Consider the following 21816-nt stretch of genomic DNA (forward strand, 5'->3'; position numbering starts at 1 on the left):
TAATTCAGACTTTTAGTGGCTTTAAAAATAATTGATTTAGTAGGTGGTTGTTTTGTTGTTATATAAAAAATAGAAAACATGAAATTTTTTAATATTAGTGTACTGATTCTGGTTTTCACCATTAGTTTATCTTGCCAAAAGAACGAAAATATTGGAGAGACCGAAGGATTTATCCATGCGAAAGGCAATCGGATTGCCGATGGTTCAGGTTCTGAAATTCTGTTAAAGGGAGTTGGCCTTGGGGGATGGATGATACAGGAAGGTTATATGTTGGGAACTCACGGTCCTCAGCATGAAATTCGCGAATTTTTAACTTCTTTGGCCGGAGAACAGGCAACCGAAGATTTTTATGAAGACTGGTTGACTTATTTTGTTAATGAGGCCGATATAAAACAGATTGCCGACTGGGGGTATAACTCCATTCGTTTGCCCATGCATTACAATCTCTATTTTGATGAAGGCGGACAGTGGCTTCCCGATAGTAAAGGACTGGAACTGACGGATAAGTTGTTGGAATGGTGCGAAAAAGAAGAGCTTTATTTGATCCTTGATTTACATGCAGCGCCTGGAGGTCAGGGTAATAACCGTGATATCAGTGACCGCAGAGAGGGAGAGTCTTTATGGACGAGCGATAAGGCATGGGATATGACGATAAAAATGTGGTACGAACTTGCTAAAAAGTACAAAGATGAAAAATGGATAGGTGGCTACGATCTGTTGAATGAACCCAATTATGATTTTGATAATACCGGAGATCCCAAAGGATGTAGTTGTACTGAAAATAAACCTCTGCTGGATCTGTTTGAAACACTTATAGATACCGTAAGGGCTGTGGACAAAAACCACTTACTGGTGGTAGAAGGCAATTGCTATGGTGGCAACTATAAAGGACTGGAAACTCTGGCTAATTATGATCCTCAAAACAACCTGGCTTTTAGTTTTCACTTTTATTGGGGTTCAAATACACCGGCCTCTATTCAGAGTATGTTAGATATTCGTGATAGATACAATGTGCCCCTTTGGCGTGGAGAAATTGGAGAAAATTCTAATTCCTGGTTTACCAATATGGCTGAACTCATGAATCAATTTCAGATAGGGTGGGCCAACTGGCCCTGGAAAAAAATCAATAATCTTGACGGACCGGTAATTATTGATCCAATACCCGGATGGGACAAGCTAATGGCGTATAAATCTGACTCATCAAACCCTAAACCTTCTCAGACTGAAGCTCAGGAAACGCTCAGCCAATTAATTGAAAATATTAAACTCGAAAATTGCCGTCTGATGCACGATGTAGCTTATGCATATCTGAATGCAGCTGATGGTGAAGGAACCAGAGCTTACTCAAGTCATAAAATTCCCGGAACCATCTTTATGACCGATTATGATCTTGGAAAAATTAGTGAAGCCTGGTATGATACCGATTATCAAAATACATCAGGCAAATCGTCCAATACTGCCTGGAACAAAGGGATGCATTACAGAAATGACGGAGTTGATATATGGTCCACATCTGATGCACAAAGCAATGGTTATTATGTTGGTAAGATTGAAAAAGATGAATGGTTGCAATTTTCCATGGAGGAAGTCAGGAGCGGAACTTACTCGGTTATCATAAGGGCAAAATCGCCAAACAGTGACAATGGCACCATAATGCTATCCATTGATGGACAACCTCTTTTTATTGAGGCGGTGAGTATTCCAAAATCTAATGACTGGCAGGATTTGAAAGTTGAAAATATAAATATTGCCAATGGGCAAACCCTGCGTGTTGGCTTTCCGGATGGAGGGTTTGACTTAAGCAGTATTCGCTTTGTTGTGGAGTAAACAGAAGTTAAATTTTGATTTGGTGGATTAACCGACGTGAAATCATAAAACCGGAAAAAATGAAAATTAGTAAAAGAATTATAGTTTCCCTGTTTGTTTTAGGTTGTTTAAACACGGGACTTACCGCTCAGCAAATCAGTCCATATCTGTTTGGTCAGAACTTATGGTTGACCGAAGGATCGGAAGGCAGGCCCGGGTATATTGATCAGATATGGCCAACGGTGGAGCAAAGTGGAGTGGAGATTATTCGTATTGGAGGTGCGGGTTACGATCGTAATATGCCACCTCTTGATACACTCATTCACTGGGTGAAATCGATAAAAGCCATTGGTGCTGAACCTTTATTGCAGGTATCTAAATTTCAGTCCGCACAACAGGCTGCCGATTTGGTGAAGTATTTTAACCAATCAAAGGATCTGTATATTAAGTTTTGGTCTATCGGAAATGAGCCATATCATATGGACAAATTCTCCGTTGACTCTATCTCTGATTACATCAAAACGCATGCAACAGCCATGAAAGCTGTTGACGACAAGATCAAGATTTTTGTTCCGGATCTGGCAGCATATTACAACAATGTTTATGAGGCTCTGCTTAAAGATGATGAACTTAGCGTTGCCGGGCGTGATGAAAACGGGAACTGGTACATTGATGGGATCAACTTTCATAATTATCCCAATGCCAAAGACTACAACCGCTCCGATGTCATCTTTTTCTCTGTTTCAAAAATGCGTGGCATGGTGATGGATCTCAAGAAGGACATTGCCTATGCTAATGAAAAATATGCCCGTAATGGTGAAGATGCTTTGTCATGGTCTATTACAGAGTTTAATATTACTTACGACAACCCGGATGATTTAAGTCCCGGTGGAATTGCGGTTCCATCATTTATTAACGGACAATTTTGGGTAGATATTTTTTGCATGGCTATGGAGTATGAAGCTTTTACAGTTACACCATGGTGTATTCAGGAAAGTGACAGACCCCGGACTTATTTCGGATATGTGGGAGGGCCGCCGGAATTTATTCCTCATTCCACCTATTACCACATGCAAATGCTGGCAGAGAATATGAATGGGGAGTATATTAAAATGAAAACTTCCAGTCCGTTTTTTAAGGCTTTTGGCAGTGTGGATAAAGGAGTAACTACTATTGTGCTTATGAATCAACATGAAGAACAGTTTGTAGAGACAGATTTGAATAAAATTAATACTAAGGCAGAAAATAGTACCATTGCCATTTCATCGTCACGCGATATACAGGCCAATTTCAAAGTAAGGATTGCTCCAAATTCAACGACTTTATTACAGTTTGATGCACAAGGGCGGAAGATAAAGGAATTGCTTTACACGCAGAAGATGGCCATCCAAAATGAGCCGCCTCAAATAATTAAATAGTCTTTGCAAGAAAACCCCAACTACTTCGTTATTCTTGTTTTTGAATCAGTTATTTACGAAAAGTAAACTCCTTGGATTCAAAAACTTCGAAAGCCTCGTATTTGGCACTTTCTTACTAAAGACTGAAAAAACTTTAGTTTTCTTGCTGGCACTAAATAGTGCCTGTCCATAAACTAAGCGTTTTTTACGTGTTTGAGCTAGAAAGTTCAAATTCAAGGCGTGTGAAAAATCTAAACCGCAGAATACTAATGTATTTGAGGATTTAGATTTTGAGCAACAACGCAGAAGTTGGACTTTATAGACAAACACTAAATAGAAATAGAATCAATATTAAAAATAGCATAGTTAAACACAAAGGGAAAACGTAATGAGAAAATTATTTTATTCGATAGTGGTAATATTTATTACGCTGATATTTTGGAGCTTTAATGATCCAGGAGAGAAATTTGAGCGCATAAGAGTTTCATTAAACAACAATGGATGGAAGTTTAAAAAAGCAGATGTAAAGAATGCATATAAACCGAATTTCAAGGATGATGATTGGTTGGATGTATCAATTCCTCATGATTTTAACGGTGGGAGCGATGGTGTTCATAACGATGTTTTTAAAGGCCGTTTTGATTTTGAACTTGACCCGGATCACCGGAATATGTATAAAGGGCCGGCTTTTTACAGGACTCAATTTGAGGTAGGTGAGAAGTTTAAAGATAAACGTGTATTTGTTGAATTTGAAGCCGTTTCTCTGGAAGCAACCGTTTGGGTTAATGGGAAAGAGGTGGGCAACCATAAAGGCGGATATACTGCTTTTACGCTGGATGTGACAGATTATGTGAAATTTGGCAAAAGCAACAGCTTGGTTGTGAAAGCAGATAATTCCAATAATCCGGCCATTGCTCCCTGGATGGCCAACGAAAAAAATGCCTTTCCTTTCAGTTTTGATTATGCGGTTTATGGAGGAATATACCGGGATGTTTGGTTAACCATTACTGATGAGGTGAAGATTGAAAATGTGTTTAATACACCTCTTTGCGGAGGTCAGGCTGCTGCAGTGTTAAATATTGAAACACGTTTGAGGAATTACTCAGAGGATGATAAAACGGTGATTCTGACTTCTGTTGTTTCTGACCCCACAGGCAAAGAGGTAACTACTTTGAGGCGAAAGAAAACCCTGACAGCTGGCGAACAGGCAAGCATCAGGCAAACTGAAACTTCTGTGGGAGACCTGTATTTCTGGAGCCCTGAATCACCCGATATTTATAAGGTGAAGTCTACTTTAAGTCTGGATGGTAAAGAGATCGATCAGTTTGAAAGTGTTTTTGGTTTCAGATATTATTCACTGGCCAATAATCACCCCTTTCTTCTGAATGATAAACAAACATTAATTCGTGGGGTCAATCGTCATCAGGATATGGAAGGGCTTGGTTATGCTTTACCTAATGAACAGCATGTAAAAGATGTGCAGATCCTGAAAGATGCCGGTTTTAACTTTATTCGTCATGCTCATTATCCCTCTGATCAGGAGTTTGCAAAGGCAGCAATGGAAAAAGGCATGATGCTTTGGCTTGAAATACCTCTGACCGGTAGTACTTCCGAAGACCCCGCTTTTCTCGAAAATTGCAAAAGTCAATTGAAAGAAATGATTGAGCAGTATTACAATAATCCTGCAGTTATACTGTGGGGTATAGGCAATGAATCTGATCGATCGGGTGGTGGAGAGGCTGTTTCAAACCATGTATTTGGTGAGTTGGTCGAATATGCACATGAGCTGGATCCTAACCGCACCGTGACGGGATGTAACTATAAATATGAGTCGAACCAGAACCTGGTTGATATCTATTCCCCTCAGCATTGGGGTGGTTGGTACAGTCGTACCGCAACCAGCTATAAGCCTCATGAGATTATTGGTGAATATGGTTCAGACATTGATATGAATATTCGTACCAACGAGGTGTTTGATGCTGATAAAAATTACAGTGCATCTGGTAAGCCGGATTTCTGGTCCCAGGAGTATGGTGCTTTTCTCCATGAATACAAAGTTTCAATTGGAGAAGCATATCGCGATAGTTTTCCCGGACATTTTATGTGGGTGGGATTTGATTTTGCCTCTCCTCGCCTTGACAGAGCTTCCAATCCGGTTCCTTTTATGAATCAGAAAGGGCTGCTGTTACATGATCATAAGACCAAAAAGGATGTTTATTTCATGTATCAGAGTATGTATCGGGATGCTGATGATTATCCCATGTTGTACATTGTTCCAAGCACATGGACGGCCAACAAAGAACATGCTAAAGATGCCCGGATTTGGGCCTATAGTAATTGTGATTCGGTGGCTTTGTATAATGGTGATAAATCCATGCCGTTAGGGGTGAAATTGAAAGATGCTGGTCCACGTGGCGATACACGTTTTGAGTGGGATGGTATTGAGATTAAGGGCGATAAAATAATTGCAGAGGGATGGTTGAACAACCAGGTCGTAGCCCGCGATACGGTGTTTGTAAGGTGAATTTTTAATAATTGAATGATAGAGATTAAAAACAATTGAGATGAAAAATTACAGAGGATTAAAAGCTTTGTTGAAAATAACGATGTTACTTGGAGTTATCTCCATGTTAAATATCGGGTGTTCAAAAGATGAGAACAATTCAGATAAAGTACCGGATGGTGAAGAACCAACTACCGGAGAGGTACTCACGGCTAAAGAAGTAGTGAAAAACATGGGAGCCGGATTTAATATTGGTAATACTTTTGATAATGGTATTCAATCAACAAATCCAGCTGAATTAAAACCATTAATAGATTTGTACCATGATGCCGGAATGAATCATGTGCGCATACCGGTGACCTGGATGGAACGTTTCAGCTCCAATTTGGCTGATGCGGATGGGAACGTCAATACCAGCCATTCTCGATTATTGGAATTGAAGGAATTGGTGGATTATGCTATTGGTCTTAATATGTATGTAGTAATCAATACTCATCATGAGCATTGGTTAAAAGACAATTATGATGGGTCTGATGCTATGGACGCTATCTTTACAAACTTGTGGACTGATATTGCTAATTTCTTTAAAGATTATGATCATCATTTGATCTTTGAGGTGCTGAACGAACCTGAAGGTGAATTAGGCGAATGGAATGGTGACGATGAAGGCTTCCCGGCACCTACAAACTCTACGGCTTTGTCTTATGTTCGAAAAGTAAACGAGGTAGGTTACAATGCTATCAGAAATGCCGGTGGCAATAATGAAACCAGAACCATTATGGTTTCAACCAATGCACAAGGAAATTCATCGATGATAGATGAGGTATATCCTTCGAAATCTTATTTACCCGGAGACGGAAATGACAAATACCTGGCTATTCAGGTACATAGTTATGATCCATGGTCCTTTTGCGGGCAAACTGGCAGTAATTCAGCATATCCGGGGAATGCATCTGTTCGGGCAGCCATTCTTAATGTGTCCGATCATGCTGCCACTTTAAATGTTCCTGTCAATTATGGTGAGTTTGGCGTTGGAAGGGAGTCCAATCAATCCGAACGTAATACAAATATTGTCAGAGGCTATTATGCAACTTTTGCTCAGACTACTTTAAGTGAAGATATGTCCTACAGTGTATGGGACGACAGAGGCTGGTTCGGACTTGTAACGGGAAGCAGTTCTAATGGATATTCTTTCCTTTACAATATTGTGCCTACCATGCTTGAATAACCGACACACAACAGGCCTATAAGAAGGTCAATAATAAACCTAACCTGCTTTATTCATGAATTGTTGTAATGAGATGTTCAAATATCAAGAAATACAATCAACCGCAAACAAAATGGGTGCAGGAAATAATAAATTATTTTCAAATCCTTTTTGTTGAGGACGATTGTATTTAGCAGATAGTTGAGCATCGGAATAAATAATTTGTGAATAATGCAGGTTAAATGCCAACCACAGGTCCTTCGATTGTATATTGAAACCTGTGGTTTTTTTATATTACATTCTAGAACTAAAAAAAAATGAAGAATGGCTTAAGACTCAATTGCCCAAGCCTGATGGTCATACCTATTACTTTTTTGTTTTTTTTCTGGATGTTTTAGTAAGTCAGCAAATTAAGAGGATGTTGAAATTAATACAAAGCAGTTGTCGGAAGTCATAAGCTACCCCATCGTTGGCACCAACCAATCCGTGTTTTTTTTAGTAATACCGGTATTATTTCTGCTCCATCGAAGGAGATGATTTTTACGGGAAGGATGCTAATTATCCAGGATTAATCGAGGCCGTTTGGAGAAGGTCTGGGGAAATGAATGGTGTATTGATGGATGTGCATGGGGCGGGTTGCCAACGGAGTGATCCAAAAACCGGAGATAAAAATGCTTTTCCGAAATATTTAGGGCCCCAGGGCGATGTTTGATATGTGTATAATTTTGTGAGATGTGTAAGAATAGTGAATAAATGACCTTTTAATCTTAAGTGATTGATAGATAGGTTGGCATTGTGTTGATTTCCATTTTTTAATAACCAAGGGCTGCCCCGCATTGGAGCAGTCCTTGCCTTTTGCTAAAAAATTTCATTTATTATTAATCCACAAACAGCCTTTTGGCATGTCGCTCATAAAGATTCTCAAAAACACACTGGCCTACAATATCGGCATGTTTCTTTAGCAGCATATTGTATTGGTCTATTCTCTCTGCGGCCAGTTTGTAGCCCACATGCACCAGCTGACGAAGATTGGAATTGTATTGGAGATGTTCAGGGATATGTCTCAGTGCATTGGCAAACTCTTCACCTGTCCAGCCTTGCACTTCCATTGCAGAAGGAAGTTTGTTTTCGTCAATATCGATGACATCAGCATATGGGGCGCAAAGTTTTTTCACATCGGTTAATGCCCTGGAATACAGGTTTTTTACAAACACCAACGCTTCCCCTCCGGCCAGCGCCAGTCCGATGACTTCTTCCAGCCAGGTAGTTCCGGCTGTTTTCAGGTGAAAACCCTTGTTGTGTTTTTTGGATAATTCTTTGATGATGGGATAGATGGAAAATTTGTCGGAACCCGAATGAATACTGAGTTTTAACTCTTCCGGAAGGCCGAACTGCAGAATGGCAAAGTCAATGACCATCAGGTTGGCTTCATACTCGGTGTTAAAGGCATTGAGGTCACCGACATAATCTACTCCTTTATTAAAGCGTCCGGTAAATTTGGGAGCTATGGTTTGTGCCGGTACATTGTAATGAGCCAGCATCGCCAGAATAAAAAACAGCTCCACCGGAGTCTGTGGATTGGGAACTTCATCCATAGAGACTTCCGTTATGAAGTTGCCTTTGCCTTTTTCTGCTTCAATTCTTTTATAGGTTTCTCCTGCCATTTGAGTGGCATACAGATATTGATCAGCGATGTCGCGTAACATCTCTTCTGTAATATTGAAGGCAGTTTTCAATCCGGGGACTTCAAGGTTGCCGATGAATTGTCTCATTTCCCCCATGAAATCCTCTTCTTCTTTAGCCTCACTTTTTTCCCCGATATAGGAAGCCACATCGATGGTAAAAAAGTTAGAGGTTCTCAGGAAACGATCCACTGTATCAAGGTTTACATGGTCAGCATCTATAAACCATTGTTTGCTGTATCCGGCTTCTTTGATGCTTTCTTCGGCAGCCCTTAATGTGTCTGCCGGCTCACTGCCAATAGTGGTATGTTCCCGGTTTGATTTATTCCATACCGGGGTGATTTCAACTCCGTTTTTCTGTGCTTCAATTATGGTTTTTAACTGCCATGCGGCCTGATGGGCAAAACGATCGCCCATGCCAAATGAATACCTGGATAGTTTCTTCATGACTTAGATTTTTTGTTTATTTTATTGGTTTATCTTTCCTCTCAAGTGGGTGTGCTTTAATGCTTTTTGACTTTGAGTTATTTCATCCGTATAAAATTTGTTTATTAAGGTCGGATGGAACTCCCATGCAAAAATTTATACATGTTTTCTTGTGACAATCGTTGCCATGCTCGTTTCATTCCTCAACCTTAAAGAACTTCTGCTTTTCTAACTTCTAACTAATAGTAAGTACCTCGGTATTGATAATTTCAACCGGCTGAAACTCATGTTTCATTGTGATGGTATGCGTGGTCATATATTCAAAAAGGCGTTTCACTGCTTTTTCCGATTGCTCCATAGGTTTTTGTCCGATGAGGAAGTCAATAATGCCTCTTTTCAAGTAATCGGCATTCTTTCGCGTCATTTCATAGCCAACCAATATGGCGTTGATCCGTTTTTTTTCCAGATATCGGGCAACAACATGCGTTTTAGCGCTGGAAACGAGAAAAGCTCCGATATTAGGATTGTTTTGAAGTATATGGTCCATTTTTTCTTCAACTGTTTCCTGGTCGGTGGTAGGGATTTCCACGGTTATTTTCATCCCGTTGTTCTTCCCGGCATCCAGGAAATAGCTCAAAAATCCCTGATTCCTTCGGTTCAGGTGCTGTGTATTTTCCAGATCTTTGGCAAGATTCACAATTAGGATGTCTTTTTCGGGAGCCAACCCAAAATCGATAAGACTGGCAGCAACTCTGCCACCCTGAAAGGCATCTTCACCAATAAAAGCAGTGCAGTTGGTATTGTCAATGAAGGTGTCTATAAAAATGTAAGGAATACTCTTTTTATCCAGATCATCGCAAAATCTGATAGCTTCCTTTTTCAGAATTGGAGCCATTATTACTCCATCAGGGAGATTACTTAGAATTTCGTTGGTTTTTTCAATAAAATCAGTCTCATTGTGCAATTCAAAAAGCCGGTAATCAATTTCTAATGAAAAGGGATGAAGATCATGAACTGCTTTTTCAATGCCCTTGGGATGTGCAAGCCAATAAACATTGTCATCGCCACCTTTGGGTATCAGGACAGAAAATTTATAGGTCTTTTTAGTCGTGAGTGCCTGGGCTACAATGTTGGGCTGGTAATTCATTTCTTTGGCAATGGTCAAAACCTTTTCCTTTGTCTTTTTTGCAACCTCACCTCGATTGTGCAATACCCTGTCAACGGTACCTATGGAAACATTTGCTTTTTCGGCGATATCTTTGATTCTGACTGGTCTCATTAATCTGTTTTATAGGTTCTTTAGCCTGGTTTATTGATCAGTTTTCGTTATGAGATGTTCAAATGTCAATAAATGCAGGCAACCACAAAGAAAATTGATGAAGGGAATAATCAACTATTTTTAAGTCAATTTTTTTGAAGACGCCTGTATTTAGCCGGTAGTTGAACATCGCAATAGATAACTTATGAAACGAAGTTCGACAAAGTCAATAATTCAGGTTAGAGGGTGAAAAGGATAAGGCTGTCCAGAATGTTATAAATTTCGAGTCTTTTGTCACCTTGAACAAAATGAAGAATCACCTCATCAGTAATCTTCAAAATTTCAAAATGTGAATTTAACCACTATCGTAACTTTTTGGACAGCCTCATTTATTGTAATTTAATATCCGAATAAATCTGGTACCCAAAGGGAAATTTCCGGAATAAATGTTACCAGCAACAGCACTACAAACATGGCAATGTAGAACGGTATCAAGGGTTTTACAAGATCCTGTATTTTCAATTTGGCTACGCTACAACCAATAAATAATACCGCTCCTACCGGAGGAGTAACGAGTCCCACATTCAGGTTCAGGATCATGATGATACCGAAATGAATTGGATCGAGCCCCAGCTGGGTGGTCACAATGGGCAGGAATATGGGCGTAAAGATCAGCACGGCTGGTGTCATATCCATGAATATTCCCACAGCCAGCAACGCCAGATTAATGATCAAAAGAATTACAAACGGATCTGATGAAAGGGAGAGCAAAGCATTACTCACCGTTGCCGGAATGTTTTCGAACGACATCACCCATGAAAGACCTATGGATGCAGCAATCAGCAACAATACCATGCCGGCCGTCCTTACTGTGTTGATAATAATTACCGGGAGGTGTTTTACGGTGATTTCTTTATAGATGAGTGCGAGCACTAGACTGTAAACTACTGCAATGGCGGCGGCTTCGGTGGCCGTGAATATACCGGCAATGATTCCCCCGATAACAACTACGAGCATCATCAGACTGGGGATTGCGTCCAGAAACTTTTTCACTCCTTCTGTGAATGGGATTTTGTCTCCGACCGGATATTTTTTCCGGTAGGCGTATACTGACCCCACCAGCATGATGGCCAGACCTGTTAAAATACCGGGTACATATCCGGCAAGAAATAAGGCGGCAATTGAGGTTCCTCCACTAGCCAGGGCATATACAATGAGGATATTACTGGGAGGTATGGACAGTCCGGTGGTGGCTGATGTTACGTTGATGGCCGCAGAAAAACTTTTGTCGTACCCTTCTTCTTTCATGCGTGGTCCCATGATGGTTCCAATGGCTGAAGCAGACGCTGCAGCAGATCCTGAAATGGCACCAAATAGCATATTGGCAGTAACGTTTACCAGTGCAAGACCACCCGGAAGGCGCCCGACAAGCACTTTGGCAAATTCGATGAGTCGCATAGCGATGCCCCCCGAATTCATCAGCTGACCGGCCAGTATGAAGAACGGTATGGCTAACAGGGAAAAACTTTCAAGCCCGGTTGCCATCCTTTGGGCCATGGTGGAAAAAGCGGGTAACACATCGAAACTAACCAGCATGGTAGCCATGGCTGACAGCCCGATGCTATAGGCAATAGGAGTACCTATTACCAGAAAGAATACAAATGAGGAGATCAGGACAATAATGCCCAACATATCTAGTTCCATGATAATTCTGTTTTACTTTTTATTTGCATTAATCAGATTAATGATGTCATCGATGCTGTAATAGATCATCAACAGCCCGCTTATTGGGACAATAGAGTAAACATATCCCAGCGGAACCTGTAGTGCTGAGGATACCTGTCCCATCTGGAAACGGGTGTAAACCAGCCAGGCTCCACCTACTACCATAATAGTGAGACTGAATATGATAATCAGAAAGTTGATGAAGACCAACAATCTGTTTTTGTTTTGAGGCTGTAGTTTGTCCGGGAGGATATCTATGGCCAGGTGTTCATTTTTCCCTTTTACGTAAGCTGCGCCGGCCATTCCTACCCAAATCAGCAGAAAAACTGCCAGTTCGTCGGTAAAAGAGCTGGGGTTGGACAAAAGATAGCGGCTGGCAACCTGCCAGACCACATCAAGCACCAATGTACTTGTCAAAATGACAAGAAAGACCTCCAGTATTTTATCAATTTTTGCTCTCAGATGCATGTCAATATTGATTTTTAGTTTTTAGTTTCTTCTTCATTTACCGGCTCAACGGAACTGCTGTCCATCGCTGCTTCCGTATTGGTCTCTGCCGCCTTAATTCGCTCGATGAGCGCACTTAATTCTTCATTGTCTTCGTAAAGATCATATACGCTCTGAACTGCATCTCTGAAAGGCTGTTTATCCGGGATGATGATTTCCACGCCTTCTTTTTCAAGTGACTCGAGTGCTTCTTTTTCCGATTTCATCCACTCTTTTCTTTGCACTGTTACCGACTCTCTGACAGCCTGCATGAGCCATTCTTTTTCCTGGTCATCCAGTTTCTTAAGTGCATGAGTACTCATAAGAAGGACATCCGGGATTCGTGTATGCTCGTTAAGTGTGTAGTAATTGCAGACTTCGTAATGGTGAGACAGGTAAAAGCTGGGGGGATTGTTTTCGGCACCATCAACCACTTTTCCCTGCAGGGCAGTGTACAATTCACCCCACGAAATAGGCGTAGGGGATCCTCCCATGGCGCGGATCATGGCAAATGAAGTAATACTGGGCATTACCCTCATTTTAAGTCCTGAAAGATCTTCTGGTTTGCGGATGGGACGTGAAGAATAGAAACTTCGGGCTCCTGCATCGTAAAAACAGAGTCCCTGAAGCCAGTATTTTTCCCCTTTGGACAGAATTTCCTTTCCCAGCGGTCCATCCATAACCGAAAAAGCATGTTGCTGATCGGCAAAGATGTAAGGAAGTCCGAACACTTTGTATTCTTCCACAAAGCCTTCCAGGGCAGCAGCAGAGACTTTTGTCAGATCCAGGCTTCCCAGTTGAAGTAACTCCAGACTTTCGCGTTCTGAGCCCAGTACACCACTGGGGTAAATGTCAATCTTCAGCTTGCCGTCTGACAGTTCTTCCACTCTTTTGGCCATATATTCCATGGCGATGTGCACCGAGTGTTTGGTGTCGAGAGAGTGTCCCAGTTTCAGTACTCTTACATCTGATTTTAAGCCACATCCACCGGCAAAAAACAGTACCATAAGTAAAGAAACAATGATTTGTTTGTTCATCATCAGAATAATGTCTTTGTCCTGATATCCACGAAAAGCCAATGCTTGTCAGGATGTCAAGGAAACAGGTTGTTGAATTTAATGGAGTTGAGGCCCATCTGCCTCCGTTGAGGCAGACGGGCCCGGTGTTTACACATTGTATGTGGAGGAGGCAGTGGTACCACCGCGACCGGTCCAGTTGGTGTGGAAAAATTCACCTCTTGGCTTGTCAATTCTTTCGTAGGTGTGTGCCCCAAAATAATCTCTTTGAGCCTGCAGCAGGTTGGCCGGAAGTCGGTCGTTGCGATAACCGTCATAGTAATTCAGAGCAGTGGCAAAAGCAGGAGTGGGGATTCCGTTTTCTATGGCTTTCGAAACTACCCGACGCCAGCCTGCCTGGGCTTTATCCACCACTTCTTTGAAGAAGGGGGCCAGCAACAGGTTTGTGAGATTTGAATCAGCATCGTAGGCTTCTTTGATTTTGTTCAGAAATACTGAACGAATAATACATCCGCCTCGCCACATTAAAGCAATACCTCCGTAATTGAGGTTCCAGCCATGTTCTTCTGCTGCAGCACCCATCAATGCGTAGCCCTGAGCGTAAGAAATGATTTTCGAAGCATAAACGGCATCATGCAAATCCTTCAGAAATGCTTTTTTGTCTCCCTGAAATTCAGGTTTTGGTCCAGTGAGGATTTTTGAAGCTTGTACACGTTCTTCTTTGATAGCGGAAAGACATCTGGAAAATACGGCCTCCCCAATGAGTGTAAGCGGAATGCCAAGATCCAGCGCCGAAATACCGGTCCATTTCCCGGTTCCTTTCTGCCCTGCAGTGTCAAGGATTTTTTCCACCAGGGGCTCGCCATCTTCATCTTTGTAGGCCAGAATGTCACGGGTGATTTCGATAAGGTAGGAGTCCAGTGGACCTTCGTTCCACTCCCTGAAAACTTCATGCATCTCGTCGGCTGACATACCCAGCAGCTCTTTCATGATGTGGTAGGCCTCGTTGATGATTTGCATATCGCCATATTCGATGCCGTTGTGCACCATTTTTACAAAATGTCCGGCCCCTTTTTCGCCAACCCAGTCGCAGCATGGCGTGCCGTCTTCAACTTTGGCGGCAATAGACTGAAAAATGGGTTTAACAGCTTCCCAGGCTTTGGGAGAACCTCCCGGCATGATGGAAGGCCCCAGCAGCGCACCTTCTTCACCACCCGAAACTCCGGTGCCAATATAAAGCAGACCTTTGCTTTCAACATATTCTGTTCTTCTGGTGGTGTCGGGGAAGTGGGTGTTTCCCCCGTCAATCAAAATATCGCCAGGCTCCAGGAGAGGAATGAGGCTGTCAATCAGTTTGTCCACCGCAGGTCCTGCTTTGACCATCATCATTACCTTGCGGGGACGTTCCAGTGACTTGACAAGCTCTTCAAGAGTATGTGTACCTTTGATGTTTTTGCCTTTGGCTCGTCCTTCCACGAAATTGTCCACTTTTTCAGTAGTCCGGTTATATACCGACACCTGAAAACCTTTACTTTCCATATTGAGAACCAGGTTTTCGCCCATTACGGCCAACCCAATCAATGCTATGTCTGATAATTCTTTCATGATATTATGTCTTTTAATGTTCTTGTATTTGTGGATGCTTTTTGCTTCATGCACCGCTCTTGGAAGTCCCCCTTGGGGGGATTTAGGGGGCTTTTAATCTGTAAACCTGTCTTTATGGGCCCACAGACCAACTGCCGGATTGGATATGTAAAAAATTTCCTCCCCGTCAGGCATGATGTTTCTGCCGTCTTTCAGCTTCTCCGGGTTATACTTTTGAGTCATTTCTTTCAAATCGGCATATTTGAAATTGACTGATTCAATTTCTTCTTTGGACAGATGCCCCGGACAATAGGTGATGGAAAAACGATCTTCTGAGCTGCCGTGGATCAGGTGTGCTGCAGCACCAAGATTGTCTCTCAGGTCCTGATTTTTCTCTGTAGCTTTGAGGGTGGCAGGGGTACCAAAATAACCATATTTTCTGATTAGTTGATCTATGGTTTTGTCTTCACCGAATTCTTTGAGACCCGGAGCCAGTACAATGAGCTCTCCGCCATCGGCAAGTGCCATACGTGTGCGGTAGATGCTTTTATTGCCCAGCCAGGTACTTTTAAACTCTGATGGATCAAGATAAACCACCACTTTTTTCAATGGCTCATCTACTATTTCAAAATTGACCTTGATGGATAAATCAGCAGCCAACTCGAATACTTCCTCATCGTCGCCAATAAAAATGCCTTTGGGAACAAGATTTCCTTCATTGTCGCGACCGATGACAGTTTGTACGTAAATGACAGGCAGATGAGATGCAAAGTGTTCTGAGGCATAGTTCAGTACCCGTCTTACAGGGTTGTTGGCACGGCCCATGATTCTTTCCATGCCGTAAGCTGCACCGATAAAATGGCTTTTGTTGATGCCTTCGGATCCGCCTGTTCCCACAAAAATATTTTTGTTGTAATTGGCCATACCAATAACTTCATGAGGGACGACCTGACCGATGGAAAGAATGAGGTCGTGTTCGCCTTCGTTTAACAGTTTGTTTACCTGAGCCGGCCAGTCATAGTCAATTCTTCCGTCGGTGATTTCCGAGATGTAACTTCCGGGAACTACGCCCAGAGTTACAATGTCATTGCGCCAGTCGTGTATTCTGAACAGTTCTTTGGGAACCCCCGGAAACATGTGATCGATCTGCTCATCTGTCATAGGACTGTGCGTCCCTAGGGCAGGCAGAATATCTGTCAACTTTTCTTTATAAAAATCATACGCATAAGTCGTAAGTTCACCGGCCTTGGAGTGGTATCTCGTGTAGTCAGGGGGGACAACCAATACTTTTTTCTTTGAGCCCAGTTTTTTCAATGCAGAAAAAAGTGCCTTTTCCAGGTCTTTTGGACTCAATGCTTCAGTTTCTGATCCTTGTTGATAAAATACCATAATCTTCTTTTTTAAGGGGGGATAAATTTCTGTTTATCCATTTTTTCAGAGCGGAGAATCCTTAGTCAGGTTTTGAATAAGGTGATTTCCAATTTAATCCATTCAAATGGATTATTTTTCCTAAGCGAATCTTCTCAAACCGGAGCAAAAATGAAATTGCTCCGGCTTTTTACATACATCAAATAATCATGAATTATCTTTTTACTCTGGCATTTCCACTCCAGAGGCTCCATACCATTTCTTCGTCTGCCGGTTGAGCATAGTCTGTCAGAAATGTGGTGGCCAAAGCTCCCGTAGCCCATCCGAATTGTATCCATTTTTCAGGAGCCCACTCCTTCAGAATTCCATAAAGTAATCCACCAACAAAACCATCGCCTCCGCCAATGCGATCAAGTACGCGAATGGGACGAGGCTCAATAACTTGCCAGTTATCGCCTTGAAGCATGATGGCTCCCCACAAGTGTTCATTTGCACTTACAACTTCGCGCAGGGTGTTTGCAAATACGGATGCATTTGGGAAGGCTTCTTTTACCCGCATAATCATCTCTTTGAAACTGTCAATTTTTTCACCAATGGCTTTTCCGCCTGCTTCGGGGCCTTTGATTCCCAGGCAAAGCTGAAAGTCCTCTTCGTTTCCAATTAAAACATCGGATACTGATGCTATTTCAGTAAAGATGTCCCGAAGCTCTTGTTCCCGTCCTTCCCAGAAAGTGGCACGATAATTCAGGTCGAAAGAAATCAGTGTGCCATGTTTTTTGGCCGAACGTGCTACTTCAAGGCAAAAGTTACTGGTATCGGGAGATAGGGCAGCGATTAATCCTGAAAGATGGACAATTTGAACACCTTCCTCGCCAAAAATTCTTTCCAGATCAAAATCTTTGGCGTTCAGGGTGCGGCCCACCTCTCCTGCACGGTCGTTTTGAACCCGTGGTCCGCGACCACCGTAACCGCTGTCGGCAATATTAAACTGATGGCGATACCCCCAGGGGTCTCCCTGCTCAACTTCGGAACCTTCATAATCCATGTGGCGGTTACGCAGGTTACTTTTGATGAATTTCGCAACAGGACTTCCTTTTACAAAAGTTGTGAGTACTTTAACGGGTAAGCCCAGGTATGATGATATACTGGCAACATTCGTTTCGGCACTGGTGGCCTGCATTTTGAATGTATCGCTGCTGTGAACGGGTTGACCGTTTTCGGGTGTAATGCGTACCCCCATGCTGGTGGGGACCAGCATGGAGTATTTACAGGATTTTTTGAGTTGTAGATTCATTTTATTCTTGATTTTACAGCGTTAGAATGCTTTACTTGAGTGTTCATTATAGATTACTCCGCTTTTGCGGATGCCCATTTCCAGCCCTCTGAGTTCAGCCATCCCTCTGAGTAATCCTATGGCTGAATATCCTGGATTGGTTTTTTTCCCTAAGTCGTCAAGGATGGTATGACCATGATCCGCACGCATCGGAATAATCTCATCACGACGGTTTTGCGCATGTCTTTTTTTCTGTTCTTTTATGACATTGACCATTACATTATACATGTCTACATTTCCTCTCAGATGGCTGGCTTCATGAAAACTATTGTTGCTGTCGCGTTGAGTACTTCTAAGGTGAAGAAAGTTGATTCTCGATCCCAGTCTTTGCACAATACCGGGGAGATCATTGTCGGGGCGTACTCCAAGAGAACCTGTACAAATACACAATCCGTTGTTAATGGAATCTGTTATATTTGTGATAAACTGCAGGTCAGATTCGGTGCTAACCACTCTTGGAAGGCCAAAGAGTGAAATCGGTGGATCATCGGGGTGAATCGCCAGGCGGACGCCGGACTCCATGGCAACGGGGATGATTTGTTCCAGGAAGTATTTTAGATTTTGGCGGTATTTTTCGGAATTAATGTCTTTGTATTCGCTTAATTTATTTCTGAAGCTTTCGATGTCATAACCTTCCTGACCTCCCGGCAAACCTGCAATGATGTTCTTCTGAAGAATGTATTTTTGTTCCTCACTCATTGAGCTAAAACTGCTTTTAGCTTTTTTTATGATTTCTTCTGAGTAGTCATTCTCTGCCTGGTCGCGTTTTAATATGAACATATCGAAAGCGGCAAAGTCAATATAGTTAAAAGCCAGAGCCAGGGCACCATCATCCAATTGCATTTCAAGATTGGTGCGTGTCCAGTCTACCACGGGCATCCAGTTGTAAGTTAGCACCGGAATGCCGGCTTTTCCAACATTACGGATACTTTCCTTGTACTTCTTAATCCATTCATCACGATTGGGTTTCCCCTGTTTTATGTCCTCATGAACCGGAATGCTTTCAATAACTGACCATGTCAACCCTCTTGGTTGAGCCGGACTAACACTGTCATCCCATTCTATGGTTCTTTTTCGTTCTTCTATGGTTTCCAATGTCCATACTTCCCCTATGGGTATTTCGTGTAACGCTGTTACAATTCCTGTAGCTCCTGCCTGCCTTATGTCTTTTAATGATACCGGATCATTTGGTCCATACCATCTCCATGTTTGTTCCATTTATTGTCGTAATTAAGTTGTTATTTGACTTGATTAAACCCCGCTGTAAGCACTGAACCCTCCATCAACGGGGATGACAATTCCGGTGATAAACTCTGACCAGTCGGATAACAGGAAAGTAAGTGCTCCTGTAAGTTCCTCAGGGCTTCCATAACGTTCCATGGGAGTTCCGTTCATGATCTTTTGTCCCCTGGGAGTGGATGCTCCTGTTTTCTCATCCACCAGCAGAAAGCGATTCTGATTGGTCAGCAAAAAGCCTGGTGCAATGGCGTTGACTCGAACTCCGGTTTTTGCAAAATGTACTGCCAACCATTGAGTAAAGTTGTTAATGGCTGCTTTGGATGCCGAATAAGCCGGAATTCTCGTCAGTGGACGATAAGAATTCATGGAGGAAATATTGACAATTCCGCCTTTCCCGCTTTTTACCATATCAGTGGCAAATACCATAGTGGGGAGTAATGTTCCCTGGAAATTGAGTGCAAAAGTTTTATCAAAACCCTCCTGTTTAAGGCCGAAAAAAGTGTCCTCCAGGTTATCGAGGTCTGATTCTTCAATTTTTTCCACCTTGGAGGTTGCGGTGGCAGCATTTCCTCCGGCACCATTAATCAGGAAGTCTATATCTCCCAGTTTTTCATTGATCTCTTTTTTTGCAGCTTCCAGCATACTTTTATTTAGTACGTCGGCAGTGAAACCGATACTTTCTGTGCCGTAAGCTTGCCTTATTTCCGCGGCTACTTTATCAGCTGTTTCTTTGTCGCGATCCAGAATGGCTGTTTTAACCCCCTTTATGGCCAGAGCTTTGGCCATGACTGAGCAAATGACGCCACCACCACCGGTGACAACAGCTACTTTTCCTTCAATATTGAGTTCTTTGATTGGTGCGTCCATAATTAAGCAGTTTTTATTTCTTTAATGGTATTGATTAGTTCAGTGACTCTGGCAGTCAATGCTGTAAAATCTCCTTTTTCAATGGTTCCTTTTGGGAATAGTTTAGATCCCATTCCAACACAGGTAACACCTGCATCAAACCATTTCTGAAGATTGTCTTTTGACGTATCCACTCCTCCTGTGGGCATAATGTTTGTCCAGGGACAGGGGCCTTTTACGCCTTTTACGAAGGAAGGGCCGCCAACTTCTGAGGCAGGGAATATTTTCACCAGTTCTGCCCCCAGCTCTTCTGCTTTACCGATTTCTGAAACAGATCCGCAACCCGGTGCCCACATTACCTTACGACGGTTGCACACGCGCGCCATGTTCTCATTTAAAAGAGGAGAGACGATGAAGTTCGCTCCGGCCTGGATGTATATGGCTGCGGTGCCTTCTTCCACGACTGAGCCGGCACCCAGAATCATGCCGGGCAGCTCTTTGAGTGCATATTTGTTCAATTCACTAAAGATTTCATGGGCGAAATCGCCTCTATTGACCCACTCAAATGTTCTGATGCCTCCATCGTAACAGGCTTTCAGTACATTTTTTGCAACTTCAATATCTGCATGATAAAACACAGGAACCACACCGGTTTCCTGCATCTTCTGGAATACTTCTATCCTTGTATATTTTGCCATTTTCGGTGATTGTAATTATTGAAAAATATTGTTACGTTCTTATTTTCAGAAATATACTGTTCAGTTGTTCGTTCCTGAGGTGAATTTGTGGTAAATGCATAGAAACTTCAGAATATTAATTATCTATCCTCCAGCTTCTATCTTCTAACCTCTACCTTCCAGCTTCTAACTTCTAACCTCCAACTTTCAGTCTCTATCTCGAAACCCGGCCGGAAGCATCTCCGCCCATTAGTTTTTCTACTTCCTCAACGGTTACCTGATTAAAATCTCCGGGAATGGTGTGTTTCAGGCAGGATGCAGCTGTCCCGAATTGCAAAGCCCTTTCATCATTGTCGTAGGTCAGTAATCCGTATATTAATCCTCCCATGAAAGAGTCACCACCACCCACACGATCCACGATGTGCGTTATTTGGTAAGTGGGGGCAGTGTAGAGGTTTTTACCATCGTAAAGAACTCCGGACCAGCTGTTGTGATTGGCGCTGATGGATCCTCGCAATGTGGTAATAACTTTCTTAACCCGCGGGTATTGTTTCATGATTTGCTGTGAAACACTGCGGTAGGCTTCGGCTTCCACATGTCCTCCGGTTACATCTACTCCTTCAGGCTTGATGCCCAGCACCATCTCGGCATCTTCTTCATTGCCAAGTACCACATCACATCCTGCTACCAGTCCGGGCATCACATCTCCGGCTTTCTTCCCGTATTTCCACAGGTTTTTGCGATAGTTCAGATCGCACGATACCGTGACGCCTTTTGCGTTGGCCGCTTTAATGGCTTCTAGACATACGTCAGCAGCTTCCTGCGAAACGGCAGGCGTGATTCCTGTCCAGTGAAACCAGTCAGCTCCGTCGAAAATTTCATCCCAGTTGAAGGATCCCGGTTGAACTGACGAAAAGGAGGAATGTGCTCTGTCATAAACTACCTTGCTTGCACGTGCAACAGCCCCTGTTTCCAGGAAGTAGATTCCGAGACGCTCACCGCCATATTGAATGTGACCGGTATCTACACCATATTTGTCAAGATCCATTCGGCAGGCACGGCCTATGTCATTGTTGGGCAGACGGGTGATAAACCTGGAGTCCAGACCATAGTTGGCCAGTGAAACAGCTACGTTGGCTTCTCCTCCTCCATAATTCACATCGAATGATGTGGCTTGTGTAAATCTTTGGTAGCCCGGAGTGGAAAGCCTGAGCATTATTTCTCCGAAAGTGACAACTTTTTTACTCATTGTTCTGGTATTTT

General features: G+C 42.6%; 16 protein-coding genes. 4 read left to right on the forward strand and 12 right to left on the reverse strand.

What is annotated here, in order from left to right; translation table 11 throughout:
* Positions 1 to 78: 78 nt before the first annotated feature.
* The 4 genes from W7W_RS0116180 to W7W_RS0116195 all read left to right on the forward strand — a co-directional run bounded on the left by W7W_RS0116180 (position 79) and on the right by W7W_RS0116195 (position 6934).
* Positions 79 to 1827, forward strand: a complete 1749-nt coding sequence (locus W7W_RS0116180; RefSeq protein ID WP_010664733.1) for a cellulase family glycosylhydrolase — start codon at positions 79 to 81, stop codon at positions 1825 to 1827.
* Positions 1828 to 1886: 59 nt separating this feature from the next.
* Positions 1887 to 3224: a hypothetical protein gene (locus W7W_RS0116185; protein WP_010664734.1), complete on the forward strand. Its 1338-nt coding sequence runs from the start codon at positions 1887 to 1889 to the stop codon at positions 3222 to 3224.
* A gap of 367 nt (positions 3225 to 3591) precedes the next feature.
* A complete protein-coding gene (locus W7W_RS0116190) occupies positions 3592 to 5727 on the forward strand; it encodes a glycoside hydrolase family 2 protein (RefSeq protein ID WP_010664735.1) in 2136 nt (711 codons plus the stop codon).
* A 40-nt stretch (positions 5728 to 5767) separates the two neighbouring features.
* Entirely contained in the window at positions 5768 to 6934 is a 1167-nt protein-coding gene (locus tag W7W_RS0116195) for a glycoside hydrolase family 5 protein (protein WP_010664736.1), read from the forward strand.
* An 857-nt stretch (positions 6935 to 7791) separates the two neighbouring features.
* Here W7W_RS0116195 and W7W_RS0116200 read toward each other — a convergent pair.
* From W7W_RS0116200 to W7W_RS0116260, 12 genes are all read right to left on the reverse strand, one after another.
* On the reverse strand, positions 7792 to 9042 hold the full coding sequence (locus W7W_RS0116200; protein WP_010664737.1) for a tagaturonate epimerase family protein: 1251 nt from the start codon (positions 9040 to 9042) through the stop codon (positions 7792 to 7794).
* Positions 9043 to 9256: 214 nt separating this feature from the next.
* On the reverse strand, positions 9257 to 10300 hold the full coding sequence (locus tag W7W_RS0116205) for a LacI family DNA-binding transcriptional regulator (RefSeq protein ID WP_010664738.1): 1044 nt from the start codon (positions 10298 to 10300) through the stop codon (positions 9257 to 9259).
* 378 nt (positions 10301 to 10678) lie between these two features.
* Positions 10679 to 11983 carry a TRAP transporter large permease gene (locus W7W_RS0116215; RefSeq protein ID WP_010664739.1) on the reverse strand — a complete coding sequence of 435 codons (1305 nt, stop codon included), beginning with the start codon at positions 11981 to 11983 and terminating at the stop codon, positions 10679 to 10681.
* Positions 11984 to 11995: 12 nt separating this feature from the next.
* Entirely contained in the window at positions 11996 to 12472 is a 477-nt protein-coding gene (locus W7W_RS0116220) for a TRAP transporter small permease (RefSeq protein ID WP_010664740.1), read from the reverse strand.
* 14 nt (positions 12473 to 12486) lie between these two features.
* A complete protein-coding gene (locus W7W_RS0116225) occupies positions 12487 to 13530 on the reverse strand; it encodes a TRAP transporter substrate-binding protein (protein ID WP_025007111.1) in 1044 nt (347 codons plus the stop codon).
* A 126-nt stretch (positions 13531 to 13656) separates the two neighbouring features.
* The gene (gnd, locus tag W7W_RS0116230; RefSeq protein WP_010664742.1) at positions 13657 to 15111 is read right to left on the reverse strand and encodes a decarboxylating NADP(+)-dependent phosphogluconate dehydrogenase; all 1455 of its coding nucleotides are present in this window, start codon (positions 15109 to 15111) and stop codon (positions 13657 to 13659) included.
* A 93-nt stretch (positions 15112 to 15204) separates the two neighbouring features.
* The gene (locus W7W_RS0116235) at positions 15205 to 16479 is read right to left on the reverse strand and encodes a lactate racemase domain-containing protein (protein WP_010664743.1); all 1275 of its coding nucleotides are present in this window, start codon (positions 16477 to 16479) and stop codon (positions 15205 to 15207) included.
* Positions 16480 to 16672: 193 nt separating this feature from the next.
* Positions 16673 to 17752 (reverse strand): sugar kinase, encoded by a 1080-nt coding sequence (locus W7W_RS0116240; RefSeq protein ID WP_025007112.1) that lies wholly within the window; start codon positions 17750 to 17752, stop codon positions 16673 to 16675.
* Positions 17753 to 17773: 21 nt separating this feature from the next.
* Positions 17774 to 19009, reverse strand: coding sequence for a mannonate dehydratase (uxuA, locus tag W7W_RS0116245; RefSeq protein ID WP_010664745.1), 1236 nt, complete (start codon positions 19007 to 19009; stop codon positions 17774 to 17776).
* A 33-nt stretch (positions 19010 to 19042) separates the two neighbouring features.
* Positions 19043 to 19897: an SDR family oxidoreductase gene (locus tag W7W_RS0116250; protein WP_010664746.1), complete on the reverse strand. Its 855-nt coding sequence runs from the start codon at positions 19895 to 19897 to the stop codon at positions 19043 to 19045.
* 2 nt (positions 19898 to 19899) lie between these two features.
* Entirely contained in the window at positions 19900 to 20574 is a 675-nt protein-coding gene (locus W7W_RS0116255) for a bifunctional 4-hydroxy-2-oxoglutarate aldolase/2-dehydro-3-deoxy-phosphogluconate aldolase (RefSeq protein ID WP_010664747.1), read from the reverse strand.
* Between the two features lie 193 nt (positions 20575 to 20767).
* Positions 20768 to 21802: a sugar kinase gene (locus W7W_RS0116260; RefSeq protein WP_010664748.1), complete on the reverse strand. Its 1035-nt coding sequence runs from the start codon at positions 21800 to 21802 to the stop codon at positions 20768 to 20770.
* Positions 21803 to 21816 lie beyond the last annotated feature (14 nt).

Origin of the sequence: Marinilabilia salmonicolor JCM 21150, from assembly GCF_000259075.1 — a bacterium.
GTDB lineage: Bacteria > Bacteroidota > Bacteroidia > Bacteroidales > Marinilabiliaceae > Marinilabilia > Marinilabilia salmonicolor.